Genomic DNA, 26,137 nt, shown 5'->3' with positions numbered 1-26,137 from the left:
CCCAGCTTCACCCCGCCTAGGCCGATAGGATCGCCGGATGTTTCGGATCGACGGGATCAACGGCGAGAGCATCGTGGTCGACGGCAACTGGGTCGAGAAGCTGCGGGCCAACACCTCGCGGGGCCGCAACCCCGCAGACAAATATGCGGGCACCGACATCAAGGAGATCAGCCGTCGGAAGAAGCTCTTCGGTGGTGAGCGGGAAGAACTGCTTCAGCTAACCGTCAACGTGGGGACGTTCTACTCCCTGATCGTGCCCGCGGAGAAGCGCGCCGAAGTCGACGCGCTGATCGCCGCGCTCGAGAAGGCCCGCGACAGCGCGGCGTACTAGCCGGGTGTCCTAGCCGCTGTTGCGCAGTGCGGTCGCCAGCCCGCTCATCGTGAGCAGGATGCCGCGCTGCACCAGTTCGTCGTCATCGCCAGATCGGTAGCGGCGCAACAACTCCACCTGCAGATGGTTGAGGGGCTCGAGGTAAGGGAACCGGTTGAAGACCGACCGCGCCAGCGCCGGGTTGTCGGCGAGCAGATCCTCCTGACCGGTGATGAGCTTGTGCATCCGCAGCGTGCGCGTGTACTCGTCGGCGATCTTGTCGAACACCCGCCGCCGCAACTGCCCATCGGAGACCAGCTCGGAGTAGCGCGCCGCCAGACCCAAATCGGCCTTCGCCAGCACCTGCGCCATGTTCGACAACACGGTGCGGAAGAACGGCCACCGTCGATACAGATCCTGCAGTACCTCCAGCCGCCCGTCGCCCTCGTTGATCCAGCCCTCGAACGCGGTGCCGGTGCCGTACCACCCGGGCAGCATCACCCGCGACTGGCTCCAGGCCAGCACCCACGGGATGGCGCGTAGGTCGGAGATGGAGGTGGTGGGCTTACGCGAGGTCGGTCGGCTTCCGATGTTCAGCGCCCCGATCTCGCTGACCGGTGTCGACGCCTTGAAGTATTCGACGAATCCCGGTGTCTCGTGCACCAATTCGGAGTACGCCCGCTGTGCGCGTGCCGCCAGGTCGTCGAGCACCTCGTAGGCGGGACCGGCGGCGTCGCCGAGGCCCTCGATGTCCAAAAGCGTGGCTTCCAGCGTCGCGGCCAACAGAGTTTCGAGATTTCGGTGGGCGGTCTGCGGCTCGGCGTACTTGGCCGCGATGACCTCACCCTGCTCGGTGATCCGGAGTGACCCGTTCACCGCGCCGGGAGGCTGTGCGCGGATCGCATCGTAGCTGGGTCCGCCGCCACGACCGACGGTCCCGCCGCGACCGTGAAAGAGTCGCAACCGTATTCCCGTCTTGCGTGCCGACTCGACAAGGTCGAGTTCAGCGCGATACAGCGCCCAGTTCGCCGCGAGGTAGCCGCCGTCCTTGTTGGAGTCGGAGTAGCCGAGCATCACTTCCTGGCTGTCCCCGCGCGCCGCCACGATGGCCCGATACACCGGAAGGTCAAGGGCCTGTTCGAGAATCGACGAACCGCGCTGCAGGTCGTCGATGGTCTCGAAGAGCGGCACGATGCCGACGGGTGTGTAGGTGTGCGGTCCGGAGACGTCCAGCAGGCCGACCTCCTTGAGCAGGACAGCGGCCTCGAGCATGTCCGACACCGACTGACACATCGAGATGATGTAGTTCGGCACGGCCTGCGAGCCGAACACCTTCACGGCGCGGGCGGCCGCGGCGACGATGTCGAGTTCCTTGCGGGCTAACTCGGAGAGTTCGGCGCCCTCCCCGATGAGCGGCCGCCGCGTGGCCACTTCGGCGGCAAGCAACTCGACGCGGTCGGGTTCCGGCAGCGACCGGTAGTCGGGGTGCACGCCGGCCCACGCCAGCAGCTCGGCGACAACCTCCTCGTGTACTTCGGAGTTCTGCCGCATGTCGAGGCCGGACAGGTGAAACCCGAAGACGTGGACGGCTTCCCGCAGCCGCGACAGCCGGTCGTCGGCCAGCACCGCGCTGCCGTTCACGCGCAGCGAGTTGTCGACGACGTCCAGGTCGGCCAACAGTTCGGCCGGCGTCTCGTAACTCTCGAGTCCGAGGTCGAGCACGTGTTCAGGTTGACGGTCGAGGATCTCGCTCGCGGTGGCGGTCAGCCGCGCGTGGATGACACGCAGTGCCCGCCGGTACGGTTCGTCGGCGCGGGCGGGCTCATGACATTGATCCGCGAGCGCAGCGAGCTCGTCGCTGATCTTCACCAGCCGCGCCGACATCGACAGTTCCTCTTCGAGCGCCGTGATCTCGTTGAAGTAGTGCTCCAGCGCGGTATAGGCGGCACCGCCCGTCGCCAGCCGCACCACGTCGGCGGTGACGTTCGGGTTGCCGTCGCGGTCACCGCCGATCCACGAGCCCGGTCGCAGGATCGGCTTGTTCAGCAGTTCGGCATCGGGCCACCGTGATCGCAGCGCGTTGCGCACCTGGGCGTTGACCTGCGGCACGACCTCGAAGAACGCCGCAGGGTAATAGCGCAGGCCGGTCTCGATCTCGTCCTGAATCTTCAACCGGGACAACCGGATCAGTGCCGTCTGCCACAGCGTGAGAATGTTGCGACGCAGCTCACGCTCGATCTCGCGGCCGTCGTCGGTGTGATGGTGGCCCCTCATGCGCAGCCGCATCAGTTGGGTGATGCGGTGCTGGGTGTCAAAGACCGTGCGCCGCCGCGTCTCGGTGGGATGCGCCGTGATCACCGGTGAAACCAGTGCATCTGCGAGCGCGTCGGCCACCGTCGCCGAATCGAGTTCGGCCGATTCGAGTTTGGCGTACGTCGCGGCCAGGCTGCTGTCCTGTGGAGGCTCGCCCGCGGCGACGTGGATCTGCCGCCTGCGCTCACGGTGAATGTCCTCGGCGACGTTGGCCAGCAATGCGAAGTGGGTGAACGCCCGGATGACAGGGATGGCCTGGTGGATGTCGATGCCGTCGAACATGGACGCGAGCTCGGCGCGGTCGATCTCGGAGCGCCGCACCCGGAACGATTCCACCCGAGCGCGTTCGACGAGGTCGAACACGTCCTCGCCGTTCTGCTCACGGACGGTTTCACCGAGGATCGTGCCCAGCAGCCTGATGTCCTCGCGCATTGGCTCGGTGGCTTCGCGACCCACCTTCGTGCGCTGTACCGCACCGATGGGTTCCAGTCCGCCGACCTCTGCCATGACCATGACCCCAGTATCGGCGCGGCCGCCGTCGGCTGCAGGCCGAGGGCGCGCTGAGGGGCTAGACGCCGTACTTGATCTGCAGCGCGACGCCGATGATCGAGACCACCCAGATGCCGGTGACGAAGTACGTCAACCGGTCAAGGTTCTTCTCCACGACGGTCGAGCCGGACAGGCTGGACTGGACGCCGCCGCCGAACAGGGTCGACAGACCGCCACCCTTGGCGCGGTGCAGCAACACGAGCAACACCACGAGCAAGCTGGTGACGATGAGCGTGATCTGCAGGGCAAGGAGCATGGGCGACAGCCTACAGGCCGAAAAGTACCGCTACGGCAACGGCCCACCAGCGGCGATGGCCGACAGGGTGGCGAACTGCTCACCATCCAGCGACGCGCCGCCGACCAGTGCACCGTCGACGTCCTCCTGCGCGACGATCTCGCCGACGTTCTTGGCGTTCACCGAGCCGCCGTACAGGATCCGGACCGCGGCCGCGAGCTGCGGGGACGCCAGTTTGCCCAGCTCGTCGCGGATGGCCTTGCAGACCTCCTGCGCGTCTGTGGCGCTTGCCACTCGGCCGGTGCCGATTGCCCAGACCGGCTCGTAGGCGATGACGGACTGGCCGATCTGCTCAGCGCTCAGCCCGGCCAGCGAGCCACGAAGCGACTCCACGTTGTATTCGACGTGGTTGCCCGCCTCGCGGACCTCGAGCTGCTCGCCGATGCAGATGATCGGGGTGATGCCGTGCTTGAACGCGGCGGCCGCCTTCGCGGCCACCAGGGCGTCGTCCTCGTGGTGGTAGGTGCGGCGCTCCGAGTGCCCGACGACGACATAGGTGCAGCCCAGCTTGGCGAGGAAGGCGCCGCTGATCTCACCGGTGTAGGCGCCCGAATCGTGCTGGGACAGGTCCTGCGCCCCGTACGTCAGGCGCAGCTTGTCGCCGTCGACCAGGGTCTGCACACTGCGCAGATCGGTGAACGGCGGCAGCACCGCGACATCGACCTTGTCGAAGTACTTGTCCGGCAGCGAGAACGCGATCTTCTGGACCAGCGCGATCGCCTCGAAGTGGTTGAGGTTCATCTTCCAGTTGCCGGCGATCAGCGGCGTACGGCTCATGGTCTAGCGCCTTTCAGTCGTCGAGCACTTCGATACCCGGGAGCGTCTTGCCCTCAAGGTATTCCAGGGAGGCGCCGCCGCCGGTAGAAATGTGAGAGAAGCCGTCCTCGGGCAGTCCGAGCTGGCGTACCGCAGCGGCCGAGTCGCCACCGCCGACGACGCTGAACGCGCCCTTACCCGTCGCCGCGATGATGGCCTCCGCCAGACCCTTGGTGCCCGCCGCGAATGCGGGGAATTCGAACACACCCATCGGGCCGTTCCAGAAGATGGTCTTGGCGTTGGACAGCAGCGTGGTGAACCGCTCGACCGACCCGGGCCCGATGTCCAGGCCCATCTTGTTGTCCGGAATGCGGTCGGCCGCAACGGTCTCCGCAGGCGAGTCGGCTTTGAACTCGTCGGCCACAACGATGTCCACCGGCAGGTGGATGACGTCGCCGTAGTCCTCGAGCAGCTTGCGGCAGGTGTCGATCATACCCTCTTCAAGCAGCGAGCTGCCCACCGAAACACCTTGAGAGGCAAGGAAGGTGAAGCACATGCCGCCGCCGATGACGATGCTGTCGGCCTTGGTCGCGAGGTTCTCGATGACGGCCAGTTTGTCCGACACCTTCGAGCCGCCGAGGACCACGGCGTAGGGCCGCTCGGTGGAGCTGGTCAGCTGTTCGAGCACCTTGATCTCGGCGGCCACCAAAGTGCCGGCATAGTGCGGCAGCAGGGTCGCCACGTCGTACACCGACGCCTGCTTGCGGTGCACCACGCCGAAGCCGTCGGACACGAAAGCGCCGTCATCCCCGACGAGTTCGACGAGCTGGCGGGCCAGGGCCAGGCGCTCGCCGTCGTCCTTGCTGGTCTCGCGGGCGTCGAACCGGATGTTCTCCAGCAGCAGGATGTCGCCGTCGGTCAGCCCTTCGGCCCGTGCGAGCGCGTCAGTTCCGACGACGTCGCCGGCCAGCTGGACATGCCTGCCGAGCTGCTCCCCCAGCGCCTTGGCGACCGGGGCGAGCGAGAACTCCGGCGACGGGCCACCTTTCGGCCTGCCGAGGTGCGCCGTGACGACCACCTTCGCACCGGCGTCCGAGAGTGCCTTCAGCGTCGGGACAGACGCGATGATGCGTCCCGGATCGGTGATGTTGCGGTCGTCGTCGAGTGGGACGTTCAGGTCGGAGCGCACCAACACGCCCCGACCCTCGACGCCCTCGGTGAGCAGATCGTCGAGGGTCTTGACGGCCATGACGACTAGAGCGACTTGCCGACGAGCGCGACCAGATCGACGAGGCGGTTCGAGTAGCCCCACTCGTTGTCGTACCAGGACACGGTCTTGGCCTGGTTGTCGATCACCTTGGTCAGCCCGGCGTCGAAGATCGAGCTGTGCGGATCGGTGACGATGTCGCTGGACACGATCGGCGCGTCGTAGTACTTGAGGATGCCCTTGAGCGGACCGTCGGCGGCGGCCTTGAACGCCGCGTTGATCTCCTCGGCGGTAGGCGACTTCTTCAGTTCGGCGGTCAGGTCGGTGCACGAACCCGTGGGGATCGGCACGCGCAGCGCGTAACCGTCGAGCTTGCCCTTCAGTTCCGGGAGCACCAGGCCGATTGCCTTGGCGGCGCCGGTGGAGGTCGGCACGATGTTCAGCGCGGCGGCACGGGCGCGGCGCAGATCCTTGTGCGGGCCGTCCTGCAGGTTCTGGTCCTGCGTGTACGCGTGGACGGTGGTCATCAGGCCCTTGACGATGCCGAACTCGTCGTTGAGCACCTTGGCCAGCGGGCCGAGGCAGTTCGTGGTGCAGGACGCGTTGGAGATGATGTTCTGGCTGCCGTCGTACTTGTCGTCGTTGACGCCGAGCACGATGGTGATGTCCTCGTCGCTGGCCGGCGCGGAGATGATGACCTTCTTGGCGCCCGCATCCAGGTGGCCCTGCGCCTTGGCGCGGGCGGTGAAGATGCCGGTGGACTCGACGACGACGTCCACGCCGAGGTCACCCCACGGCAGGGCGGCCGGACCTTCCTTGACCTCGAGCGCCTTGATCTTGGTGCTGCCGACGACGATGGTGTCGTCGCCCTCGAGGGTGATGTCCTCGGGGAAGCGGCCCAGGATCGAGTCGAACTTCAAGAGGTGCGCCAGGCTGGCGTTGTCAGTGAGGTCGTTGACCGCAATGATCTCGATGTCGGTGCTCTTGCCCTCGGCCTTCTGCGCCGCGAGGGCCCGGTAGAAGTTGCGTCCGATGCGGCCGAAGCCGTTAACGCCAACCCGGATGGTCACGTGTTTCTCCCTTTTTTGCCTTGATGCTCACCGGCCAGCCTAATGCTGTGACAGTCGACACGTGCGGGCTGGTCAGTGCACGGCCAGACTCTGATCCGTATACGGGTTGCCCAGCCACTTTCGCCGGATCCGCTGCAGTGTGCCGTCGTCTTCCAATTCGGCCTGGGCGACGGTGATGCGGCTCAGTAGCGCCTGGTCATGCAGGGGAACCGCGATGGCGATGTGCTCGACCGAGATGCCGCGCTGCACCACCTCGACACCCGGGATCGGCTTGACGAGCTCGGTCAGCACGGGTGCGAGTTTCATGAACGCATCGCATGCGCCGGTGGTCAGGTCGGTGAGCGCGGTGCGAATGGTCCCGTAGTCGTAGACCCGGACGGCCTTGGCCCTGCCGTCGGCGACGAGCTTGTCGGCGATGGGCTGGCTGGTGTTGCCCTGTTGCACGCCGATGGTCAGGCCTTCGAGGTCGTCGATGGAGGTGACGTTGGGCAGTCGCCTGGTGTCGACGGCGAGTGACTGTCCGGAGATGAGGTAGGGCGGAACGAACCGTGCCTTCTTCTCACGTTCGGGTGTCACGGTGGTGCCGGCGGTGACGCAGTCGTAGGCCGATCCGAGCCCGTCGAAGATACCGTTGAAGTCAGGCCCGTCATAGGAAATGAATTCGACTGTCGCACCGAGTTTCTCGGCGATTGCCGCCATCAGGTCGATGTCGAGACCGCCATCGTCCGGCATGCCGTTGAACGGTGGATCGGGAAAGGCCGCACCGACTCTCAACGTCTCCATGGGTTCACCGTAGTTGTTCGAGTTGAGCCCGTGTCTGATCGATTTGCTCGTACGCATATGCCGCCATCGCAGCTGTCGTCATCGACCTTCCCTTGCTAGCAAACGATTCGTAAGCCGGCTCGCCCAAAACGCCGCGCAGGTGTGCGACCGCAACCTCGAGATTTGGGAAAGACGCCCTCATCAGCGGACTGAATGCAAAGCCCGCGACGGTAGCCGCTGCCTCGTACTGTCCGATCCCGTCGAGGAAGATCGCGAGGTTGGCTAGCGGCGAGCGAACGGTGACGATGTTGCCGGAATCGTGCATATGACGAATCGCGAGGCCGATGTGGTCCAGCGCCGACAACGGATCACCACGCTCGGCGTCGAGCTGGGCCAGATTGGCGGTCAGGTGGGACTCGTTGAAACGGTTGCCGCTGTCGCGGGCAATCGCGAGGCCCCTGCGCGTCGCCGCCAGCGCGCGGTCAGGGTCCGCGTTGCGCCAGGCGAAACCTAAAGCCATGAGCGCCAACGACACTGCAAAAGGGTTGCTGGTGTCCTCGGCGCTGGCGAGCAGGCCGTCGGTAGCAGCCATCGCCTCTTCATCGCGGCCTGCGATCGTCAAGAACATGACTAAGTCCGCCACGATGACCGGGTGCTTGTTACCGCGCTCTGCGAGGCGGGTACGGCACTGCTCGACTGCCTGGTCGGGCTGACCGATGGCTAGATAGGGACTGCCCAAAATGCCCGCGAACCCGAATGGAATTTCATCCGCACTGGTGCGTAACGCCGCGTGTCCGGAGTCGCTGTATCGGACGGCCTCCTCGAGACGCCCTACGAACCAGCAACCACTCGCCATCGTGCATAGATACGCAAGTCGGCGGTGATTGACAGCGCGGGCAGTCTCGATCAGTTCTTCAGCCCAAGTGACAGGCTCGTAGTTCTCGATGCAGAAGCCGAGCAATGCGGCGTACGTGGCGATCGTTGCGGCCGGATCAATCTGCTCCCGATCCGCGGTCCACCGGAATGCAGAGCGCAGGTTGGACAGCTCGGTGCCAAACCAACGGTAAGTCTCGCGCTGACGTGGGCTGTCCCACACCGCCATGATCTCGGCTTCGCGCCCCGCGTAGTACCCGGCGTGTGCGTCACGCGCTTCGACACCGCCGCCGTGGTCCACAAGCTTTTCGTCGGCGAACTCACGGATCGTCTCGAGCATCGAGAACCGCGTCCGCCCAGACGTCCGCTCGGCGATGACAAGCGATTTGCGCACCAGAGCGTCGAGCAGGTCCAGAACGTGGTAGCTGTCGGACTCGAATCCAGCTACTGCACATGCGCCTTCGATGTCGAATCCACCCGCGAACACCGAACACCGTTCCAACAGTTGCTTTTCCGCATCGCTTAGCAGGTCGTAGGACCACGCAACAGCTTGACGTAACGTCTGGTGACGTCCTAGGGCGCGCCGCGAACCGACAAGCAGTTTGAATCGATGATCGAGATGATCACGGATCTCCTCCACGGCCATCGACGACATACGCGACGCCGCGAGTTCGATGGCCAACGGTATTCCATCGAGCCGTCGACACACGTCAGCGACCACGTTCGCATTGTCGATCTGCAGAGTCGGGGCGACCTGACGGGCTCGTTCGATGAACAGTTCCGTCGCTGCATCGACGTTCAAAGAACGTACCGGCCAGACCTGTTCGTCAGCTAACGCCAGACCCTCACGACCCGTCGCCAGGATCGTTGAGGTTGCCGAAGCGGCAAGAATGGCCTCGGCCAAATCCCCGACCGCGTCAAGCAAATGCTCGCAGTTGTCGAAGACCAACAAGCGGCGTCGACCCTCAAGTGCGGCTGCGACTGACTCAGTCATCGTATGACCAGGCTGCTGGGTGATACCCATGACCGCCGCGACCGCTTCCGGGACTACGACGGGGTCGCTGACGGCGGCAAGCTCGAAAACCCATATACCGTCTGGAAACTCGCCCGATAGCTGCGCGGCAACTTCGACGGCGAGCCGGGTCTTGCCGACTCCCCCGACACCGGTCAGCGTGACCATTCGTCGTGAGCGAAGCAGAGTTGCGATCTCGGCAACTTCGGCCTCTCGCCCAATGAAGGCCGACGTCGCACGCCGCAGATTGCCAAGAGTTGGGTCGAGTGTCCGTAATGGCGGGAAGTCGGAACGCAATCCCTGCACCTGCAATTGGTACACCCTGACCGGATTCGGCAGATCTCGCAGACGTCGCGACCCCAGATCAATCAGATCTACTCCGCTGAGCAGTCCGGCCGTCGATTCGGCCACCAGGATCTGCCCGCCATGGCCGGCAGCCATCACCCGCGCCGCCCGGTTGAGCACTGTGCCGAAATAGTCGTTGTCGCGTAACTCGGCCTCGCCAGTGGCGATACCCATCCGGACCGGTAGCTGCAACTCCCGTTGAGCATCAATCGCCGCATCGATGGCGGCCATCGGCGACGAGAACGCTGCAGCCATCCCGTCGCCGCTGTGACTGAACACGAAGCCCTCATGAGCTTCGATTGCAGAACGCAACACCTTGTCATGTGCGGCCAACGCCGACCGCATTTCGTCCGCGTCGGACTCCCACCGACGGGTCGAACCCTCGATATCGGTGAACAGGAACGTGACCACACCCGTGGGCGGGTCCCCCGCGGACACCTGCACAGAATCGCACAGAACGCGGTCGACCCTGTGGATAGCTGCAGGAGGAGTTGGCCTTATGCGGTTACGATCAGGCGTGTGGCCAGGATGGACGAGTTGGAAGCGCGGGTAGCTGCACTGGAGGCCTCGCACGCCGACTATCGCGCCGTCCTATCCGCTGTCAACGCTCTCGGTGCGAACCAACGGGACCATTCGGTTGGTCTGGCGCGCGCCAACTCCGAACTTGCGGCCGTCAAAACCGATGTCGCGGCCGTCAAGACCGATGTCGCGGCCGTCAAGACGGACCTGGCGGCACTCAAGATCGAGTTCATCGACTTCCGCCAGGAGACGCGAGCGAACTTCCGCTCGGTCGACGAGCAGTTCGCCGAAGTCAAGGATCTGATCATCAGCCTTCGCGACGGTTGAGTACCGCCGATATCGGGCAGACCCCAAGCATGGACGAACCATCGACCTGCGGCCGGGGCTTGGCCAGCCGATCCAGTCTGCCCGCCAAGCTCGGCGAGTTGTTTGCAGCGCAAGCAACGATTCTCGAAGTCCACGCCAGAGCGCTCGACCCCGATGACCTTCAGGCCAGGCACGAACTCGACGCCTATGCGGCACTCGTGGTTGCGCACCGTGACGTCGCGGATCGATTGACGGCAATCGCCCGACAGATGGCCGGCTACCGGGATCTACCGATGGCGCCGCACGACGAAGCCGCCATGTCAGATGCATTGGCTCTCAATGCGTTTGAGAGCTTCACCCGCACAGAGCGCGAACTCGCCACGCTCTTGCAGCAGCTGTCGCAGGGTGACGAGGACATGCTGCAGCAGATGTCGGATTGACCTCCTCGAGTGCACGCTTGTTTTCGCGGCTACTCGACGAATGAGTACAACAAGCGTGCAGTCGGGGCAGAGAATTAGGCGTCTTCGAGCAGATCCGGCGTGACAGCCGACTCTGTATCGGGAATGCCGTCCTGTTTCGCCTTACGATCGGCCATGGACAGCAACCGTCGAATACGGCCTGCCACAGCATCTTTGGTCATCGGCGGGTCGGCGAGGCGGCCCAGCTCCTCCAGCGACGCCTGTCGGTGCTCGACGCGCAGCTTGCCCGCCGCGGCCAGATGGTCGGGCACCGTATCGCCGAGAATCTCGAGCGCGCGCTCCACTCGCGCTGCGGCGGCCACCGCCGCTCGCGCCGACCGCCGCAGGTTGGCGTCGTCGAAATTGGCCAGTCGATTCGCGGTCGCGCGCACCTCGCGGCGCATCCGCCGCTCCTCCCACGTCAACCTGGTGTCCTGGGCGCCCATGCGGGTCAGCAGCGCACCGATGGCCTCACCATCGCGCACCACCACCCGGTCCGCGCCACGGACTTCGCGGGCCTTGGCGCTGACCCCCAGTCGTCGGGCCGCGCCGACGAGCGCCAACGCCGCCTCCGGCCCGGGACAACTGACCTCCAGCGCCGACGACCGGCCCGGCTCGGTCAACGAACCATGCGCCAAAAATGCACCGCGCCAGGCGGCTTCGGCGTCGGCCACGCTGCCGCCGACCACTTGCGCGGGCAGACCCCGCACCGGCCGGCCACGCAGATCGAGCAGGCCGGTCTGCCGCGCCAACGCTTCGCCGTCCTTGGCGACCCGCAGCACATAACGGGTGTTCTTACGGATCCCGCTGGCCGACAACACGTGCACCACCGCGTTGTAGCCGTAGAGGTCGTAGATGTCCTTGCGCAGACGCCTCGCGATGATGCCCAGATCGACCTCGGCCTCGACGACCACCCGTCCCGACACGATGTGCAGGCCCCCGGCAAACCGCAGCAGTGAGGCCACCTCGGCACGACGAGCACTCACCGAATTGACCACCAGGCGGCTGAGCTCGTCTTTGACCTCGGCTGTCATCGCCACTGGTCGTCACCTCTCGGTCCGTTCGCTGTCGGTGTGGGCACAGTCGGCGCTGCGGGCGTCGGCGGCGCCGTCCCGCGCAACCTCACACCTTCCAGGGCCGCGGCCAACTTCGCCGGGTCATGTAAAGGTGTACCAGGTCTGGACACATCGGCAAACTCAACTTGGGCATCCAAAATTCTGGCGGTGCGGCGCAACTGCTCACGTTCGCGCTCGCTGGGCACACGGCTCGCATCGACGATCACATCGTGCATTGTGAAACCCGGCGCGTGCTGCGACAGCACGTGGATATGCCGCTCCGCGGAGAACTCCGCCGTCTCCCCCGGTTCGGCGACCAGGTTCACGACCAGGGCCCGCCGCGCCGTCGTCGCCTGCAGGGCGGCCGCAAGCTGCGGAACCAGCACGTGCGGGATGACGCTGGTGAACCACGATCCGGGTCCCAGCACCACAAGATCGGCGGCCATGATCGCGTCGACGGCCTGACGGGTGGCCGGCGGATCGCCCGGTATCAGCCGCACCCGGCGCACCTTGCCGACGGTGGTCGCGATCGCCACCTGACCCCGGATCACCCGGCTCATCCGGGGGTCGGATTCCAGACCCGCGACGTCGGCCTCGATCTCGAGCCCCATCGGGCACATCGGTAACACCCGGCCGTGGATGCCGAGCAGGCGGCCGAGCTCGTCGAGCGCCGCGACGGGGTCGGCCAGCACCTCATTGAGACCCGCGAGCATGAGGTTGCCGATCGGATGACCTGCAAGCGCACCGTTGCCCCCGAAGCGGTGCTGGAGGATGGTCGCCCACAGCCGGCCCTGCGGGCTGTCAGATGCCAACGCGGCCAGCGCCATTCGCAGATCGCCGGGGGGCAGCACATCGAGTTCGCTGCGCAACCGGCCCGAGGAACCGCCGTCGTCGGCGACCGTGACGATGGCGGTGACGTGCGGGGTCAGTCTGCGGGCCGCGGACAGCGTGGCGTAGAGGCCGTGCCCACCCCCCAGAGCGACGATCCGTGGAGTCATTCGCGGCCCAGATCCCGGTGCAGTACCCGCACCGTCAGGCCGTCTCCGCCCTGCAGTCGCGCCGCCAGCGCCTCGGCGATGGCGACGCTGCGATGCTTGCCGCCCGTGCAGCCGATGGCAACAGTCATATAGCGCTTTCCCTCGCGACGGTATCCGTCGATGACGAAGTCCAGCAGTCGATGATAGGTCTCGAGGAACTCCGTCGCGCCCGGCTGACCGAGCACGTAATCGCGTACCGCGGGGTCCTGCCCGGTATGTGGCCGTAGTGCGTCCACCCAATGCGGGTTGGGCAGAAAACGCACGTCCATCACCGTATCCGCGTCCATGGGCAGCCCGTACTTGTATCCGAACGACTCGACGGTCACATTCGTGTACGCGACGGTCTCCCCGCCGAAGGCCCGCTCGATGCTCTCCCGCAGAGCGGGCACCGGCAGCGTTGACGTGTCGATCACCAGATCGGCCGCGGCCCGTACCGGCGCGAGCATCGCCCGCTCGGCCGCGATGCCTTCCGCAAGTGTCTGATTCCCCTGCAGCGGATGGCTGCGCCGGTTCTGCTCATATCGGCGAACCAGGATGTCGTCTGACGCCTCCAGGAACAGCACCCGCGGGGTGATGTTGCGGGTGGCCAGCTCGTTGCGCACCCAGTCCAGGTCGCCGGTGAACCCGCGTGACCGCACGTCCATCACCACCGCGAGCTGGGTGATGCGCGACCCCGCCGCGAGCCCCAGCTCGACCATCCGCGCGATCAGCTCGGGCGGCAGGTTGTCCGCCACGTACCAGCCGAGATCCTCCAGCACCTTGGCCGCCGTACCCCGGCCCGCGCCGGACAGCCCGGTGACCAGTACGACGTCAATGCCGGATTCAGCGCCGTCGCCGGTTGGTGCGCCTTCGTGGAGTTCTTCGTGCATGCCTTGGTCTGTCATCCGGATGCTCTGCTCTGATCATCGCCGATACCCGTTGCGGACGGAGACGAATCGGGCGGGACTCCCAATGCCTCCAGGACGGCCTTGGCGGTCGCGACCCCGATGCCGGGTACCGCGGTGATCTCCTCGACGCTGGCCTCTTTCAGGCGCGCCACCGATCCGAAGTGTGTCACCAGCGCCTTGCGGCGATGCTCGCCAAGCCCACGGATCGAATCCAGCGCCGACGCCGTCATCCGCTTGGACCGCTTGCTGCGGTGGTAGGTGATCGCGAACCGGTGGGCTTCGTCGCGCACCCGTTGCAGCAGATACAGGCCCTCGCTGTTGCGCGGCATGATCAGCGGGTCGGGCTCGGCGGGCACCCACACCTCTTCCAGCCGTTTGGCCAGCCCGATGACGGCGACATCGTCGATGCCCAGGTCGTCGAGCACCGCCTGCGCGGCATTGACCTGCGGGGCGCCGCCGTCGACCACGTACAGGTTGGGCGGATAGGCGAATTTGCGCGATTTACCCTCCGGCGCAAGCTCGGTCGGGTGTTGCATGTCGTGCAGGTGCCGGTAGAAGCGCCGTCGGGTGACCTCGGCGATGGACGCCACGTCGTCGGAACGACCCTCGCCCGCGGCGCTCCTGATCGCATAGTGACGGTAGTCCGACTTTCGCGGCAGGCCGTCCTCGAAGACCACCAGCGACGCCACCACATCGGTGCCCTGCACATGGCTGATGTCGACACATTCGATGCGCAACGGTGCTTCGGCGAGCCCCAGCGACTCCTGAATGTTCTGCAGTGCAGCGCTTCTCGCGGTGAAGTCGCCCGCGCGCTTGAGTTTGTGTTGGGCCAGCGCATCCTGCGCATTGCGCCGCACGGTCTCGGCGAGCGCGCGCTTGTCGCCGCGCTGCGGCACCCGCACCGACACCCGTGACCCGCGCAGTTGGGACAACCACGTCTCCAACTCCTCGGCGTTGTCGGGCAGGCACGGCACCAGCACCTGTCGCGGCACCGGAGTCAACGACACGTCGGCCGCGCCGTCGAGTTCGGCCTGATCGCCGTAGAACTGCGTCAGGAACTGCTCGACGAGGCGCTCCTGGCCCGAGTCGCCTGGCTCCCCTGACTTTTCGACGATCCACCCCCGCTGGCCACGCACCCGGCCACCACGCACGTGGAACACCTGCACGGCCGCCTCCAGCGCGTCGTCGGCGAAGGCGACCACGTCAGCGTCGGTGCCGTCACCGAACACCACGGCCTGCTTCTCCATGGCCCGTTTCATCGCAGAGATGTTGTCCCGCAACCGGGCTGCCCGCTCGAAGTCGAGCAGCTCTGCCGCCTGGTTCATCTGGTGCTCCATGTCACGGACCAGGCGGTCGGTCTTGCCGGCCAGGAAGTCGCAGAAGTCTTCGACGATCCGCCGATGCTCCTCGGCGGTCACCCGCCCGACGCACGGTGCCGAACACTTGTCGATGTACCCCAGCAGGCACGGCCGGTCGATTTGACTGTGCCGCTTGAAGACTCCCGCAGAGCAGGTACGCGCCGGGAACACCCGGGTGAGGAGGTCCAGCGTCTCGCGGATGGCCCACGCGTGGGAGTACGGCCCGAAGTACCGGACTCCCTTACGACGCGCACCCCGGTAGACCATCAGCCGCGGGTACTCCTCGTTCAACGTCACCGCCAGCACCGGATACGACTTGTCGTCGCGGTACCGCACGTTGAATCGCGGATCGAATTCCTTGATCCAGTTGTACTCGAGCTGAAGCGCCTCGACTTCGGTGTTGACCACCGTCCACTCGACGCCTGCCGCCGTCGTCACCATCTGACGGGTGCGCGGCGCCAGCCCGGAGAGGTCGGCGAAGTAGGAGTTCAGTCGGCTGCGCAGGCTCTTGGCCTTGCCGACGTAGATCACCCGGCCGTGCGGATCCCGGAATCGGTAGACACCCGGTTCCACGGGAATCGACCCTGGGGCAGGTCGGTACGTCGCTGGATCGGGCACGGATTCCAGGTTACTGCCGACCTCAGACGGGTCAGATCAACTACCGTCGGGTGATGCGGATCTCATCGCTCAGTAAAGTGATGGCGCCGCTGACAGGGGTTGCGCTGGTGCTGGCCGGATGCGCCGCCGAAGACGGCTCCCAGCCGAGCGCTGCCACACCGTGTGCGATCGTGGCCAACGGAACCCCGGTCCTCAAGACGTCGACGGCCCCCACCACGGGCTCCCAGGACATCTCCACCAACCCCGAGATCGCAGTCGGCTATCGCACGGACATGACCACCGTGCGCACCAGCAGCTATTCGGTCGCCACCGCCAACCCGCTGGCCACCCAGGCCGCATGCGAGGCGCTTCGCGAGGGCGGCACCGCCGCCGACGCGCTGGTGACCGCGCAGTTGGTGCTCGGCCTCGTCGAGCCCCAGTCCTCCGGCATCGGCGGCGGCGGGTTCCTGCTGTACTACGACGCGGCGGCGGGTTCCGTAGAGGCGTACGACGGGCGCGAGGTCGCACCCGCCGCGGCGACCGAGAACTACCTGCGCTGGGTCTCCGACACCGATCGCGCCGAGCCCAAGCCCGACGCCCGCGCATCGGGACGTTCCATCGGCGTGCCCGGCATCGTCCGCCTCATGGCCGATGTCCACGCCGAGCAGGGCAAGACCGGCTGGCGCGACCTGTTCACCCCGGCCGTCACCCTCGCCGACGACGGCTTCGACATCAGCCCGCGGCTGGCGGCAGCCATCGCCGATGCCGCACCGGAGCTGAAGGCAGATCCCCAGGCAGGCGAATACTTCCTCGATCCCGACGGCAACCCCAAAACCGAAGGGACTCGGCTGACCAACCCCGCCTACGCAAAGACGTTGGGCGCCATCGCATCTGATCCACAGTCGTTCTACACCGGCGCGATCGCCGAGGCCGTCGTCGACGCGGCGGCCGACACGTCCGGCGGCCGGACGCCCAGCCTGATGACCACGGAGGACCTGGCCGGCTACGCCGTCAAGAAACGCGACCCGCTCTGTTCCCCGTACCGCGGTAGACAGGTCTGCGGCATGCCACCGCCGTCGTCGGGCGGTATCGCCGTCGCCGCGACGCTGGGCATATTGGAGCAGTTCGCCATGGCCGAGCACGGCCCCGGTGACGTCGACCTCAACGGCGGCAGACCGTCGGTGATGGGTGTCCACCTGATTTCCGAGGCCGAGCGGCTGGCCTATGCCGACCGCGACAAGTACGTGGCCGACACCGATTTCGTGCCGCTACCCGGTGGCTCGCCGAATTCGTTGATCAACAGCGACTATCTCGCGGGGCGCGCGCGGCTGATCTCCGAAACACGCTCGATGGGGACGGCGAAGCCGGGTGAATTCGGCCCACCGACCAGCCCGGCGCCACCGACCCCCGAGCACGGTACGAGTCAAGTGAGCATCATCGACTCGTACGGCAACGCAGCGTCGCTGACCACCACGGTCGAGTCGGCATTCGGCTCGTTTCACATGGTCGACGGGTTCATCCTGAACAATCAGCTCACCGACTTCTCAGTCGAACCGGTAGGGCCCGACGGTGCTCCGATTGCCAACCGGATCCAGCCCGGCAAGCGGCCGCGCAGCTCGATGGCACCGACGCTGATCTTCGACGGCCCCGTCGGGAGCGGCGGCAGGCTCTATTCGGTGCTCGGTTCGCCGGGCGGATCGGTCATCATCCAGTTCGTCGTCAAAACGATTGTCTCCATGCTGGATTGGGGGCTCGATCCCCAACAGGCCGTGTCCTCGGTCGACTTCGGGGCGGCGAACACACCCAAGACCAACATCGGCGGTGAGCATCCCATCATCGACACCTCCGACAACGGAGACCACGACCCACTCGTCACCGGTCTGCGGGAGCTGGGACATCAAGTCGATCTGGCGGACCAGTCGAGCGGCCTGTCCGCGATCATCCGCACCGATACGGGCCTGATCGGTGGCGCCGACCCTCGCCGCGAGGGGCTGGTGATGGGCGACACCAGGTGACCGTACGCATCACCCGCCTGACCGAATCGGATTGGCGGGCCTTCGCTGTGATTCGGTTGCGCGCCCTGGTTGACTCGCTGGGCGAGAAGGATCCCCAGTACCGGAAGGAGGTCACGTTCACTGCTGCGCAGTGGCGACGCCGGCTCCGGGACCACGCGCAGTTCGCGGCACTGGTCGGCGACCGTCCTGTCGGACTGATCGCCGCGCAGCAAGAGAACCCGGACTCGGTCTACCTCTACTCGCTGTGGCTGGACCCCGCCGCACGCGGACGCGGCCTGGCGCGCCAATTGGTTGCCGCCGCGGTGGACTGGGCACGCGAACAGCGGGCGCGCACCATCACGCTCCGGGTGGCCTCCGACAATGCCGCGGCACGTGCCGTGTACCGCAGTCTGGGGTTCGCCGCGTCGCCGACGGTCGAAACCCTTGGCCCCGAAAACGAAGTCGCGATGACGCTCAGCGTGAGTTGATGGCCTTGTAGCGCCCGATGAGCGTGCGCACGGTGTCCATCGCCTCGACCGCGCGGTCCTTGTCGACCGCCTGTATCGCCAGCGCCGGCACATATTCGTCGTCGGGCAGGTCGATGCGCGCCCAGCGCGCACCGGGGTGGAATGACACATCGACGACGTCCGACCATGGAATCAGCCGGTAGGTCAACAAGTTCCGCACCGCGATGCCGTCGGCGCCGACACGCAGGCGGGGGCGAGTGAACAACAGGACCACGCCGGCGATGACGACACCGAGCATGGCGATCGCCACCTGGTCGGCGGTCTGGAAGATGACGCCCGTCGACGCGATCTTCAGTAGCGCACCGACGGTGATGTGCGCCGCCAGGATGAGCGCCGCCGCGCCGTAGGCGAAATACGTTGTGAGATGGGGCCGTATCTCCACATCCCAGTCGCTCATGATTGTTGGCGGAGGTCGCGCAGCGTCAGCGCGGTGGAGATCGCCGCAGCCGCCGCTTGTGCGCCCTTGTCCTCGGTCGAATCGGGCAGCCCGGCGCGATCGAGGGCCTGCTCTTCGGTGTTCACGGTGAGCACACCGTTGGCGACCGGGGTCGACGAGTCGAGCGATACCCGCGTGAGGCCCTGTGTGACGGCGTCGCAGACGTAGTCGAAGTGCGGCGTCTGACCGCGGATCACCACACCCAGCGCCACCACCGCGTCGTGATTGGCGGCCAATGCCTGTGCGACGACGGGGATTTCGATCGCGCCAAGGACCCGGACGACTGTCGGGTTCTCGACACCGGCGTCGGCGGCGACCTTGCGTGCACCGTCGAGCAGCGCGTCACAGATGGTTTCGTGCCACGTGCTGGCGACAATGGCCAGCCTCAATCCAGCGGCGTCGAGCTGGGGCAGATCGGGAACGCCTGCAGCAGGGCTCACAGGGCTCCGCCGAGATCGCGCTCCGGAGGCGTGCGATCGCCGAGCAGATACACGCCCTCTTCGTAGGAGTCCATGGTGACGGCTTCGTGGTACTCGTCGAGGCCGATCAGGTCGTGGCCCATCCGGTCGCGCTTGGTCATCAGGTACCGGATGTTCTCCGCATTGGCGCGCACCGGCAGCGGCACACGCTCGATGATGTGCAGCCCGTAACCGTCGAGACCAACGCGTTTGGCGGGGTTGTTGGTGAGCAGCCGCATCGACCGCACACCCAGGTCGACGAGGATCTGCGCGCCGATACCGTAGTCGCGCGCGTCGGCGGGCAGACCCAGCTTCAGGTTGGCGTCGACCGTGTCCTCGCCGGCGTCCTGCAGCTGATACGCCTGTAGCTTGTGCATCAGGCCGATGCCGCGGCCTTCGTGTCCGCGCATGTACAGCACGACACCGCGCCCCTCGCGGGCGACCATCGCCAGCGCGGCGTCCAACTGCGGGCCGCAGTCGCAGCGCCGGGAACCGAAAACGTCGCCGGTGAGGCATTCGGAGTGCACGCGGACCAGGACGTCATGGCCGTCGCCGTGCGGTCCGGCGATATCGCCTTTCACCAGCGCGACGTGCTCGACGTCTTCGTAGATGCTGGTGTAGCCGACGGCACGGAACTCGCCGTGGCGGGTCGGAATGCGGGCCTCGGCGATGCGCTCGATGTGCTTCTCGTGCTTACGCCGCCACTCGATGAGGTCGGCGATCGAGATCAGGGCCAGATCGTGCTCGTCGGCGAAGACCCTCAGCTCATCGGTCTGCGCCATCGCGCCTTCGTCCTTCTGGCTGACGATCTCGCAGATGGCACCTGCGGGCTGCAGACCGGCGAGGCGGGCCAGGTCGACGGCTGCCTCGGTGTGCCCGGGGCGGCGCAACACGCCACCGTCCTTGGCGCGGAGGGGGACGACATGGCCCGGTCGGGTGAAGTCGTCGGCGACACTGGTCGGATCGGCGAGCAATCGCATTGTGGTCGCGCGATCGGAGGCCGAAATGCCCGTTCCCACACCCTTTTTCGCGTCAACGGTGACGGTGTAGGCAGTGCCGTGCTTGTCCTGGTTCACCGCGTACATGGGCAGCAGGCCGAGTTTGTCGCAGATCGCACCGTCCAGCGGGACGCACAGATAGCCGGACGTGTACCGCACCATGAACGCGACGAGTTCCGGAGTCGCCTTCTCGGCGGCGAAAATCAGGTCGCCTTCGTTCTCGCGATCCTCATCGTCGATGACCACCACGGCCTTCCCCGCGGCGATATCGGCAACCGCCCGCTCCACGGTGTCCAGCCTCGTCACCACATCAGTATGAACCACCAGAGCCCAAGTCTTATTGCCGCTCCCCTGACCTGGGACTTCGGCCGTCAATCACCCATGGCGTCGATGGTGCCGTCCTTGGCATCCAGCAGCCGTTCGACATACTTCGCGATGATGTCGACCTCGAGGTTGACGGGGCTGCCGACCTCGGCCTGACCAAGCGTCGTCAACTGGAGCGTCGTCGGAATCAGGGAGATCTCGAACCAGTCGTGCCCCACCGCGGAGACCGTCAGCGACACCCCGTCGACCGTGATCGAGCCCTTCTCGACCACATACCGGCTAAGCGCCATCGGTAGCGCGATCCGCACCACCTCCCAGTGCTCGGCCGGGGTACGCGCGATCACGTGGCCGGTGCCGTCGACATGGCCCTGCACGATGTGACCACCCAGCCGGCTGTTCACGGCAGCGGCGCGCTCCAGATTGACGCGGCTGCCCACCCCGACACGGCGCAGGCTGGTTCGGTTCAGCGTTTCGCCCATGACGTCGGCGGTGAAGGCACCGTCGGGGCGCACTTCGACCACGGTGAGGCAAACGCCGTTCACTGCGATCGAGTCGCCGTGACCGGCGTCCGAGGTGACGACGGGTCCCCGGATGGCAAACCGGGCGAAATCGCCGAGGTCTTCCTTGCCGACGACTTCGCCCATTTCTTCGACGATTCCGGTGAACACGCCGCCAGACTAATCCCCGGACAGTCGCTTCTCGCCGAAGAACGTCGCCACCGGATTGCCGTTGAAGTTGCCGATCTCCCGATAGCCGTGGGCCAGATAGAGGTCCCGGGCGTGTGGCTGCCGCGGTCCGGTGTCGAGCCGGACGACGGCATAGCCGATGTGCTGCGCCGCGTCCTCGAGCGCGTGCAGCAGCGCCTTCGCGAGGCCTTGGCCGCGCGCGGCGGGGACGACGTACATCCGCTTGATCTCGCATGCGTCGTCGGAAAGCCGTTTGATGCCGCCGCCGCAGACCGGTCGACCGTCGCGGTACCCGACCAGATACGCGCCACCCGGCGGGCTGAGCTCCGCGGGACCCGCCGCGGGCATGTCCGGCGACGTGAGATCCAGGCCGTCGCCGATGTCCCAGTAAAGCTCGCGCATCTCCTCGACCATCGCGGCCAGTAGCGCAGCGCCGTCACCGTCCTCCGCGGAGACATGACGAAAGTCCAGCTCAGCAGCCATATTTCCACTTCTACCCGCGCCCGGCGACCCCGTCCAGGTGAGCCGACCCTCTACGATGCAGTCATGCAGACCCGCCTCCTGGCGATCTTCGCCGCCCTCGTCACCGCCGCCGCTCTCCTCGCAGGGTGCTCCGGCTCCGAGGACAACAAGAACCTGCCCGACGCCGCGACACTGCTCAAGCAGTCCGCCGAGACCACCAGAGCCCAATCGAGCGTGCATCTCCTGCTGACGGTGCAGGGCCAGATCGCCTCGTTCCCGATCGAAACCCTCGAGGGCGATCTGACGACCACGCCCGCGGTCGCCGCGCAGGGCAAGGCCGACATCCTGTTCCTCGGCCAGAAGTTGCAGGGCGTGAACTTCGTCGTCGTCGACGGCATCCTGTACGGCGCGATCACCGCGGGCACCTTCCAGGATTTCGGCCCGGCCGCCGACATCTACGACGCCTCGGTGCTCCTGTCGCCCGACAAGGGTCTGGCCAACGTGCTGTCCAACTTCTCCGATGCCAAGGCCGAGGGCCGCGAGACCATCAACGGCGTCAAGACCGTCCGCGTGACGGGAACCGTCAGCAAGGACGCCGTCGACAAGATCGTGCCGCAGGTCGGGGCCACCGGCCCGGTGCCGGGCACCGCGTGGATCGCCGAGGAAGGCAACCACGAACTGGTGCAGGCCAAGTTGGATCCGAGCAAGGACACCAGCCTCACGATGACGTTGTCGGACTGGGGTAAGCCTGTGACGGTCACCAAGCCGGCCGTCTGATGGCCGCCTCGCCCGAAGCCTCGCTCGAAGGCACGGCGTCGGCGACGGCCGGCAGGCGCATCGCGATAAGCGCGGGCAGCCTCGCGGTGTTGCTCGGTGCCCTCGACACCTACGTCGTGGTCACGATCATCCGCGACATCATGGTCGACGTCGGCATCGGCATCAATCAGATCCAGCGGGTCACACCGATCGTCACCGTGTATCTGCTCGGCTACATCGCGGCGATGCCGCTGCTCGGCCGGGCATCGGACCGGTTCGGCCGAAAGCTGTTGCTACAGGCCAGCCTCGCCGGTTTCGCCGTCGGTTCCGTGGTCACGGCCATGTCGACGGATCTGGACATCCTCGTAATCGGCCGGTTGATTCAGGGCATCGCCAGCGGCGCGCTGCTACCGGTCACGCTGGCCCTCGCCGCCGACCTGTGGACCGCCCGCAACCGTGCGGCCGTGCTCGGCGGTGTGGGTGCGGCCCAGGAACTGGGCAGCGTGCTCGGTCCCATCTACGGCATCAGCCTGGTCTGGCTTTTCCACCACTGGCAGTCGGTGTTCTGGGTCAATGTGCCGCTCGCCCTGATCGCGATGGTGATGATCCACTTCAGCCTGCCGTCGCGCCAGAAGACCGACCATCCGGAGAAGGTCGATGTCATCGGCGGGCTGCTGCTCGCGGTCACCCTCGGCCTGGCGACCTGGGGTCTCTACAACCCGGCGCCCGACGGCAAACAGGTGCTGCCCAGCTACGGTCCGCCGTTGATCATCGGCGCGGTGGTCGCGGCTGTGGCGTTCTTCGTGTGGGAGCGGTTCGCCCGGACCCGGCTGATCGAACCCGCAGGCGTGCACTTCCGGCCGTTCCTCGCCGCCCTGGGTGCCTCCCTGGTCGCGGGCGCGGCGCTGATGGTGACCCTGGTGAACGTCGAGCTGTTCGGCCAGGGCGTACTCAACCAGGACCAGAACCAGGCCGCCTTCCTCCTCCTGCGCTTCCTGGTCGCGCTCCCGATCGGTGCCCTGCTTGGCGGTTGGATCGCCACCAAGGTCGGCGACCGGATCGTCGCGTGTGCGGGACTGCTGATCGCTGCCGGCGGCTACTACCTGGTCGCGGGGTGGCGTGCCGATGTGCTGTCCTCCCATCACGACCTCGGATTCATCACGTTGCCCATGCTGGATACCGACCTTGTGATCGCCGGCCTGGGTCTTGGCCTGGTCATCGGCCCATTGACGTCGGCGACCCTGCGGGTGGTGCCTGCCGCTCAGCACGGCATCGCGTCCGCTGCGGTCGTGGTCGCGCGCATGATCGGCATGCTGATCGGTCTCGCGGCACTCTCGGCGTGGGGACTCTACAAGTTCAACCAGTACCTGCAGGAACGCCTGGCGGCGCTGCCGCCCGCCAACGCCGACACCCCCGCTGGCCGATTTGCTGCCGAGACCACGCGGCTCGCGCAGGCCTCCGTCGAGGCCTACGTGATGCAGTACGGAGAAATCTTCAAGATCACGGCGGTTGTGTGCGTGATCGGTGCGCTGCTCGCGCTGCTGATCAGCGGCCGCCATGAGCACGCCGATGAGCCGATGACCGAAGCGGTGGACGCCACCCCGCACCGGGCAGCCGTCGGCTCACCCGCCGACGACAACCCGACACGGGCCTTCGAGGCGCCTACCCAGGCGATATCGGGTCAGGCCGCCGACGAGACGGCCCGGCTGGAGCAGCCGCGCGGCCACCACCGCCCAGACTGACACCGGAGCTCAGCAGCGCTCTCGGCCCCGCCCCATCAGGGTGGGTTCGGTACGGATTTCAGGCTCGTCGCTGGGACCGCCCCGCAAGGCGTCGCGAATCAACGCCTTGAGATTTCGCGGATTCAGCGGATTCACGGGGCGCTCGCTGAGCCAGTCCTGCAATGCAGTCATGCTCGTCGTCCTTCGTTTCGTGCTCACACGCGCAGCTCGTCGGTGAAAGCGCGATACGGCGATAACAAACGTCAGGCCACGGTGGCTGACTCTGGTACGAGTGTACCGACGTAGGGTCCCCGGTTTGCTGCTCACTACGCCGGGTATGCGCGTGAGGAAGGCAACAATTTCGGAGGACGATAATCAATGGCAAGTTCACTGAGTGGCAAGAAAATAGCGTTTTTGGTGGCCACCGAGGGCGTCGAACAGGTCGAGCTGACCGAACCGTGGAAGGCCGTACAGGACGCGGGCGGCACACCCGAACTCGTGTCGACGGAAGTCGGCAAGGTTCAGGCGTTCAACCACCTCACTCCCGCCGACACGTTTGAGGCCGACAAGGCCGCCAACGCCGTTTCCGCATCGGATTACGCGGCGTTGGTGCTCCCGGGCGGCGTTGCCAATCCGGACTTTCTGCGCACGAACGCCGACGCTGTCGCCTTCGCCAAGAGCTTCTTCGACACGGGCAAACCCGTCGCGGTCATCTGCCACGGGCCTTGGACGCTGGTGGAGGCCGACGTGGTGCGCGGGCGGACGATGACCTCGTGGCCCAGCGTCAAGACCGACCTCGTCAATGCCGGTGCGAATTGGGTCGACAACGAAGTCGTCGAATGCTCGCGCGGCCCAAACACATTGGTTTCCAGCCGTAAGCCCGATGATCTGCCCGCATTCTGTAATGCGTTGGTCGAGGTCGTCGGCAGGGTCACAGCGTAGAAGTCACGGCGTAGAAGGTCACATCCAAGCCAAACCTGTCCCGCGAACGTGTCGGCGTCGGTAACGTCGCCGCCATGCTGATGGCCGCGCTGCGCGACATGCAGTGGCGACGACGGCGATTCGTCATCGCGATCCTGTCCACCGCCATCATCTTCGCGATGACCCTCGTTCTGACCGGTCTGGCCAACGGGTTCCGGGTCGAAGCGGACAAGACCGTCGACTCCCTCGGTGTCGACCTGTTTCTCGTCAAGGCTGGTGCGTCGGGTCCGTTTGTCGGGGCGACGCCGTTCGCCCCGGTGGAGTTGCGCAGAGTCGCGCAGGCTCCCGGGGTGGACGCGGCCGCTCCCCTGGCCTACGCGGGCGGTACCGCCACACTGGACGGCTCGACGCGCAACGTGGACATCTTCGGCGCTCCCGAGAACGGGCCCGGCATGCCCGAGGTGACCGAGGGGCGCCCACCGTCGACGCGTGACGAGGTGGCGGTGTCGAGCACCCTCGGCCGAGGGATCGGCGAGGAGGTCGAGATCGCCTCGCGCACGCTGCGTATCGTCGGCATCGTGGAGAACTCCACTGCGCTGGCCAACCTGCCCAACGTGTTCCTCACCACCGAGGGCGCACAGCAGCTTGTCTACGGTGGCGAGCCGCTGGTGGCATCCATCGGGCTGCGCGGCACGCTCGAGCAGCCGCCCGCCGGCTACCGCGTGATCGACCGTGCGGGCGCGGTCGAAGATCTGTTGCGCCCGTTGAAAGTTGCCGTGAACTCGATCACGATCGTGGCCATTCTGCTGTGGGTGGTCGCTGCTCTGGTTGTGGGATCGGTGATCTATCTGTCGGCGCTCGAGCGGCTGCGAGATTTCGCGGTGTTCAAGGCGATTGGAGTCTCCACCAAGAGCATCGCCGCCGGGCTCGCGCTGCAGGCGGTCATCGTTGCGCTGCTGGCGGCGCTTGTGGGGGCCGGACTTTCGCTGTTGCTCGGGCCGCTGTTCCCGATGCAGGTCATCATTCCCGTCCAGGCGTTCATCGCGCTTCCCGTGCTCGCCATCGTGATCGGCCTCATTGCCAGCGCGACAGGGCTGCACCGGGCGGTCTCGGTCGACCCGGCCATCGCGTTCGGAGGTCCCTGA

The 26,137-nt window shown here is 66.3% G+C and carries 26 protein-coding genes; 9 read left to right on the top strand and 17 right to left on the bottom strand.

What is annotated here, in order from left to right:
* Positions 1 to 37: 37 nt before the first annotated feature.
* A complete protein-coding gene (locus H7J93_RS04675) occupies positions 38 to 331 on the top strand; it encodes a hypothetical protein (RefSeq protein ID WP_267305128.1) in 294 nt (97 codons plus the stop codon).
* 9 nt (positions 332 to 340) lie between these two features.
* Here the strand turns inward: H7J93_RS04675 and ppc are convergent, their stop codons facing one another.
* The 7 genes from ppc to H7J93_RS04640 form a co-directional block, all read right to left on the bottom strand.
* Entirely contained in the window at positions 341 to 3,130 is a 2,790-nt protein-coding gene (gene ppc / locus H7J93_RS04670) for a phosphoenolpyruvate carboxylase (RefSeq protein ID WP_267305308.1), read from the bottom strand.
* Between the two features lie 61 nt (positions 3,131 to 3,191).
* Positions 3,192 to 3,428: a preprotein translocase subunit SecG gene (gene secG / locus H7J93_RS04665; RefSeq protein WP_083149609.1), complete on the bottom strand. Its 237-nt coding sequence runs from the start codon at positions 3,426 to 3,428 to the stop codon at positions 3,192 to 3,194.
* Between the two features lie 30 nt (positions 3,429 to 3,458).
* On the bottom strand, positions 3,459 to 4,244 hold the full coding sequence (gene tpiA / locus H7J93_RS04660; RefSeq protein WP_267305127.1) for a triose-phosphate isomerase: 786 nt from the start codon (positions 4,242 to 4,244) through the stop codon (positions 3,459 to 3,461).
* A gap of 13 nt (positions 4,245 to 4,257) precedes the next feature.
* Positions 4,258 to 5,472 (bottom strand): phosphoglycerate kinase, encoded by a 1,215-nt coding sequence (locus tag H7J93_RS04655; protein WP_267305126.1) that lies wholly within the window; start codon positions 5,470 to 5,472, stop codon positions 4,258 to 4,260.
* Positions 5,473 to 5,477: 5 nt separating this feature from the next.
* Positions 5,478 to 6,500 carry a type I glyceraldehyde-3-phosphate dehydrogenase gene (gap, locus tag H7J93_RS04650; RefSeq protein WP_267305125.1) on the bottom strand — a complete coding sequence of 341 codons (1,023 nt, stop codon included), beginning with the start codon at positions 6,498 to 6,500 and terminating at the stop codon, positions 5,478 to 5,480.
* Between the two features lie 72 nt (positions 6,501 to 6,572).
* Positions 6,573 to 7,283 (bottom strand): ABC transporter substrate-binding protein, encoded by a 711-nt coding sequence (locus H7J93_RS04645; protein ID WP_267305124.1) that lies wholly within the window; start codon positions 7,281 to 7,283, stop codon positions 6,573 to 6,575.
* A 4-nt stretch (positions 7,284 to 7,287) separates the two neighbouring features.
* Positions 7,288 to 9,903, bottom strand: coding sequence for a winged helix-turn-helix domain-containing protein (locus H7J93_RS04640; RefSeq protein ID WP_308204908.1), 2,616 nt, complete (start codon positions 9,901 to 9,903; stop codon positions 7,288 to 7,290).
* A gap of 117 nt (positions 9,904 to 10,020) precedes the next feature.
* Here H7J93_RS04640 and H7J93_RS04635 point away from each other — a divergent pair, with 117 nt between their 5' ends.
* Together H7J93_RS04635 and H7J93_RS04630 are read left to right on the top strand one after the other, a co-directional pair.
* Positions 10,021 to 10,338 (top strand): hypothetical protein, encoded by a 318-nt coding sequence (locus H7J93_RS04635; RefSeq protein WP_267305307.1) that lies wholly within the window; start codon positions 10,021 to 10,023, stop codon positions 10,336 to 10,338.
* A gap of 29 nt (positions 10,339 to 10,367) precedes the next feature.
* Complete coding sequence (locus H7J93_RS04630) at positions 10,368 to 10,757, top strand: hypothetical protein (protein WP_267305122.1); 390 nt, start codon at positions 10,368 to 10,370, stop codon at positions 10,755 to 10,757.
* 74 nt (positions 10,758 to 10,831) lie between these two features.
* On the opposite strand, the gene whiA is transcribed toward H7J93_RS04630, so the two are convergent.
* The 4 genes from whiA to uvrC are packed head-to-tail and all read right to left on the bottom strand — an operon-like array spanning position 10,832 to position 15,730.
* A complete protein-coding gene (gene whiA, locus H7J93_RS04625; protein ID WP_267305306.1) occupies positions 10,832 to 11,809 on the bottom strand; it encodes a DNA-binding protein WhiA in 978 nt (325 codons plus the stop codon).
* Complete coding sequence (gene yvcK / locus H7J93_RS04620; protein ID WP_267305121.1) at positions 11,806 to 12,828, bottom strand: uridine diphosphate-N-acetylglucosamine-binding protein YvcK; 1,023 nt, start codon at positions 12,826 to 12,828, stop codon at positions 11,806 to 11,808. Before yvcK ends, whiA begins: the two co-directional genes overlap by 4 nt.
* Complete coding sequence (rapZ, locus tag H7J93_RS04615) at positions 12,825 to 13,736, bottom strand: RNase adapter RapZ (protein WP_267305305.1); 912 nt, start codon at positions 13,734 to 13,736, stop codon at positions 12,825 to 12,827. The genes yvcK and rapZ overlap by 4 nt, the downstream gene beginning before the upstream one ends.
* 11 nt (positions 13,737 to 13,747) lie before the next feature.
* Positions 13,748 to 15,730, bottom strand: a complete 1,983-nt coding sequence (gene uvrC, locus H7J93_RS04610) for an excinuclease ABC subunit UvrC (protein ID WP_267305120.1) — start codon at positions 15,728 to 15,730, stop codon at positions 13,748 to 13,750.
* Positions 15,731 to 15,783: 53 nt separating this feature from the next.
* Here uvrC and H7J93_RS04605 point away from each other — a divergent pair, with 53 nt between their 5' ends.
* Both H7J93_RS04605 and H7J93_RS04600 read left to right on the top strand, forming a co-directional pair.
* On the top strand, positions 15,784 to 17,724 hold the full coding sequence (locus H7J93_RS04605; protein WP_267305119.1) for a gamma-glutamyltransferase family protein: 1,941 nt from the start codon (positions 15,784 to 15,786) through the stop codon (positions 17,722 to 17,724).
* Complete coding sequence (locus H7J93_RS04600) at positions 17,721 to 18,191, top strand: GNAT family N-acetyltransferase (protein ID WP_267305118.1); 471 nt, start codon at positions 17,721 to 17,723, stop codon at positions 18,189 to 18,191. The genes H7J93_RS04605 and H7J93_RS04600 overlap by 4 nt, the downstream gene beginning before the upstream one ends.
* On the opposite strand, the gene H7J93_RS04595 is transcribed toward H7J93_RS04600, so the two are convergent.
* From H7J93_RS04595 to H7J93_RS04575, 5 genes are all read right to left on the bottom strand, one after another.
* Positions 18,178 to 18,627, bottom strand: coding sequence for a PH domain-containing protein (locus H7J93_RS04595; RefSeq protein WP_267305117.1), 450 nt, complete (start codon positions 18,625 to 18,627; stop codon positions 18,178 to 18,180). The genes H7J93_RS04600 and H7J93_RS04595 overlap by 14 nt on opposite strands.
* Complete coding sequence (gene ribH / locus H7J93_RS04590; RefSeq protein WP_267305116.1) at positions 18,624 to 19,106, bottom strand: 6,7-dimethyl-8-ribityllumazine synthase; 483 nt, start codon at positions 19,104 to 19,106, stop codon at positions 18,624 to 18,626. Before ribH ends, H7J93_RS04595 begins: the two co-directional genes overlap by 4 nt.
* The gene (locus H7J93_RS04585) at positions 19,103 to 20,428 is read right to left on the bottom strand and encodes a bifunctional 3,4-dihydroxy-2-butanone-4-phosphate synthase/GTP cyclohydrolase II (RefSeq protein ID WP_267305115.1); all 1,326 of its coding nucleotides are present in this window, start codon (positions 20,426 to 20,428) and stop codon (positions 19,103 to 19,105) included. The genes ribH and H7J93_RS04585 overlap by 4 nt, the downstream gene beginning before the upstream one ends.
* 65 nt (positions 20,429 to 20,493) lie before the next feature.
* Positions 20,494 to 21,114 (bottom strand): riboflavin synthase, encoded by a 621-nt coding sequence (locus H7J93_RS04580; protein WP_267305114.1) that lies wholly within the window; start codon positions 21,112 to 21,114, stop codon positions 20,494 to 20,496.
* Between the two features lie 9 nt (positions 21,115 to 21,123).
* Positions 21,124 to 21,615, bottom strand: coding sequence for a GNAT family N-acetyltransferase (locus tag H7J93_RS04575; RefSeq protein WP_267305113.1), 492 nt, complete (start codon positions 21,613 to 21,615; stop codon positions 21,124 to 21,126).
* Between the two features lie 63 nt (positions 21,616 to 21,678).
* On the opposite strand from H7J93_RS04575, the gene H7J93_RS04570 reads away from it, so the two are divergent.
* Both H7J93_RS04570 and H7J93_RS04565 read left to right on the top strand, forming a co-directional pair.
* Entirely contained in the window at positions 21,679 to 22,371 is a 693-nt protein-coding gene (locus H7J93_RS04570; protein WP_267305112.1) for an LppX_LprAFG lipoprotein, read from the top strand.
* Positions 22,371 to 24,092, top strand: a complete 1,722-nt coding sequence (locus H7J93_RS04565) for an MFS transporter (protein WP_267305111.1) — start codon at positions 22,371 to 22,373, stop codon at positions 24,090 to 24,092. The genes H7J93_RS04570 and H7J93_RS04565 overlap by 1 nt, the downstream gene beginning before the upstream one ends.
* Before the next feature lie 9 nt (positions 24,093 to 24,101).
* On the opposite strand, the gene H7J93_RS04560 is transcribed toward H7J93_RS04565, so the two are convergent.
* A complete protein-coding gene (locus H7J93_RS04560; RefSeq protein ID WP_267305110.1) occupies positions 24,102 to 24,263 on the bottom strand; it encodes a hypothetical protein in 162 nt (53 codons plus the stop codon).
* Between the two features lie 186 nt (positions 24,264 to 24,449).
* Here H7J93_RS04560 and H7J93_RS04555 point away from each other — a divergent pair, with 186 nt between their 5' ends.
* On the top strand, positions 24,450 to 25,013 hold the full coding sequence (locus H7J93_RS04555; protein ID WP_267305109.1) for a type 1 glutamine amidotransferase domain-containing protein: 564 nt from the start codon (positions 24,450 to 24,452) through the stop codon (positions 25,011 to 25,013).
* Positions 25,014 to 25,087: 74 nt separating this feature from the next.
* Complete coding sequence (locus H7J93_RS04550) at positions 25,088 to 26,137, top strand: ABC transporter permease (protein WP_267305108.1); 1,050 nt, start codon at positions 25,088 to 25,090, stop codon at positions 26,135 to 26,137.

It is taken from the genome of Mycobacterium barrassiae (assembly GCF_025822765.1).
GTDB classification, from domain to species: Bacteria; Actinomycetota; Actinomycetes; order Mycobacteriales; family Mycobacteriaceae; genus Mycobacterium; species Mycobacterium barrassiae.
The sequence above is the reverse complement of the archived record's forward strand: the minus strand, read 5'-3'. Positions and strand labels throughout refer to the sequence as shown.

What these genes read in the sequence shown, in the direction of transcription:
- H7J93_RS04675 (WP_267305128.1), top strand. Translation starts at nt 38, where the DNA reads ATGTTTCGGATCGACGGGATCAACGGCGAGAGCATCGTGGTCGACGGC.
- ppc (WP_267305308.1), bottom strand. Translation starts at nt 3,130, where the DNA reads ATGGCAGAGGTCGGCGGACTGGAACCCATCGGTGCGGTACAGCGCACG.
- secG (WP_083149609.1), bottom strand. Translation starts at nt 3,428, where the DNA reads ATGCTCCTTGCCCTGCAGATCACGCTCATCGTCACCAGCTTGCTCGTG.
- tpiA (WP_267305127.1), bottom strand. Translation starts at nt 4,244, where the DNA reads ATGAGCCGTACGCCGCTGATCGCCGGCAACTGGAAGATGAACCTCAAC.
- H7J93_RS04655 (WP_267305126.1), bottom strand. Translation starts at nt 5,472, where the DNA reads ATGGCCGTCAAGACCCTCGACGATCTGCTCACCGAGGGCGTCGAGGGT.
- H7J93_RS04645 (WP_267305124.1), bottom strand. Translation starts at nt 7,283, where the DNA reads ATGGAGACGTTGAGAGTCGGTGCGGCCTTTCCCGATCCACCGTTCAAC.
- H7J93_RS04635 (WP_267305307.1), top strand. Translation starts at nt 10,021, where the DNA reads ATGGACGAGTTGGAAGCGCGGGTAGCTGCACTGGAGGCCTCGCACGCC.
- H7J93_RS04630 (WP_267305122.1), top strand. Translation starts at nt 10,368, where the DNA reads ATGGACGAACCATCGACCTGCGGCCGGGGCTTGGCCAGCCGATCCAGT.
- whiA (WP_267305306.1), bottom strand. Translation starts at nt 11,809, where the DNA reads ATGACAGCCGAGGTCAAAGACGAGCTCAGCCGCCTGGTGGTCAATTCG.
- yvcK (WP_267305121.1), bottom strand. Translation starts at nt 12,828, where the DNA reads ATGACTCCACGGATCGTCGCTCTGGGGGGTGGGCACGGCCTCTACGCC.
- rapZ (WP_267305305.1), bottom strand. Translation starts at nt 13,736, where the DNA reads ATGCACGAAGAACTCCACGAAGGCGCACCAACCGGCGACGGCGCTGAA.
- H7J93_RS04605 (WP_267305119.1), top strand. Translation starts at nt 15,784, where the DNA reads ATGCGGATCTCATCGCTCAGTAAAGTGATGGCGCCGCTGACAGGGGTT.
- H7J93_RS04595 (WP_267305117.1), bottom strand. Translation starts at nt 18,627, where the DNA reads ATGAGCGACTGGGATGTGGAGATACGGCCCCATCTCACAACGTATTTC.
- H7J93_RS04575 (WP_267305113.1), bottom strand. Translation starts at nt 21,615, where the DNA reads ATGGCTGCTGAGCTGGACTTTCGTCATGTCTCCGCGGAGGACGGTGAC.
- H7J93_RS04570 (WP_267305112.1), top strand. Translation starts at nt 21,679, where the DNA reads ATGCAGACCCGCCTCCTGGCGATCTTCGCCGCCCTCGTCACCGCCGCC.
- H7J93_RS04565 (WP_267305111.1), top strand. Translation starts at nt 22,371, where the DNA reads ATGGCCGCCTCGCCCGAAGCCTCGCTCGAAGGCACGGCGTCGGCGACG.
- H7J93_RS04560 (WP_267305110.1), bottom strand. Translation starts at nt 24,263, where the DNA reads ATGACTGCATTGCAGGACTGGCTCAGCGAGCGCCCCGTGAATCCGCTG.
- H7J93_RS04555 (WP_267305109.1), top strand. Translation starts at nt 24,450, where the DNA reads ATGGCAAGTTCACTGAGTGGCAAGAAAATAGCGTTTTTGGTGGCCACC.
- H7J93_RS04550 (WP_267305108.1), top strand. Translation starts at nt 25,088, where the DNA reads ATGCTGATGGCCGCGCTGCGCGACATGCAGTGGCGACGACGGCGATTC.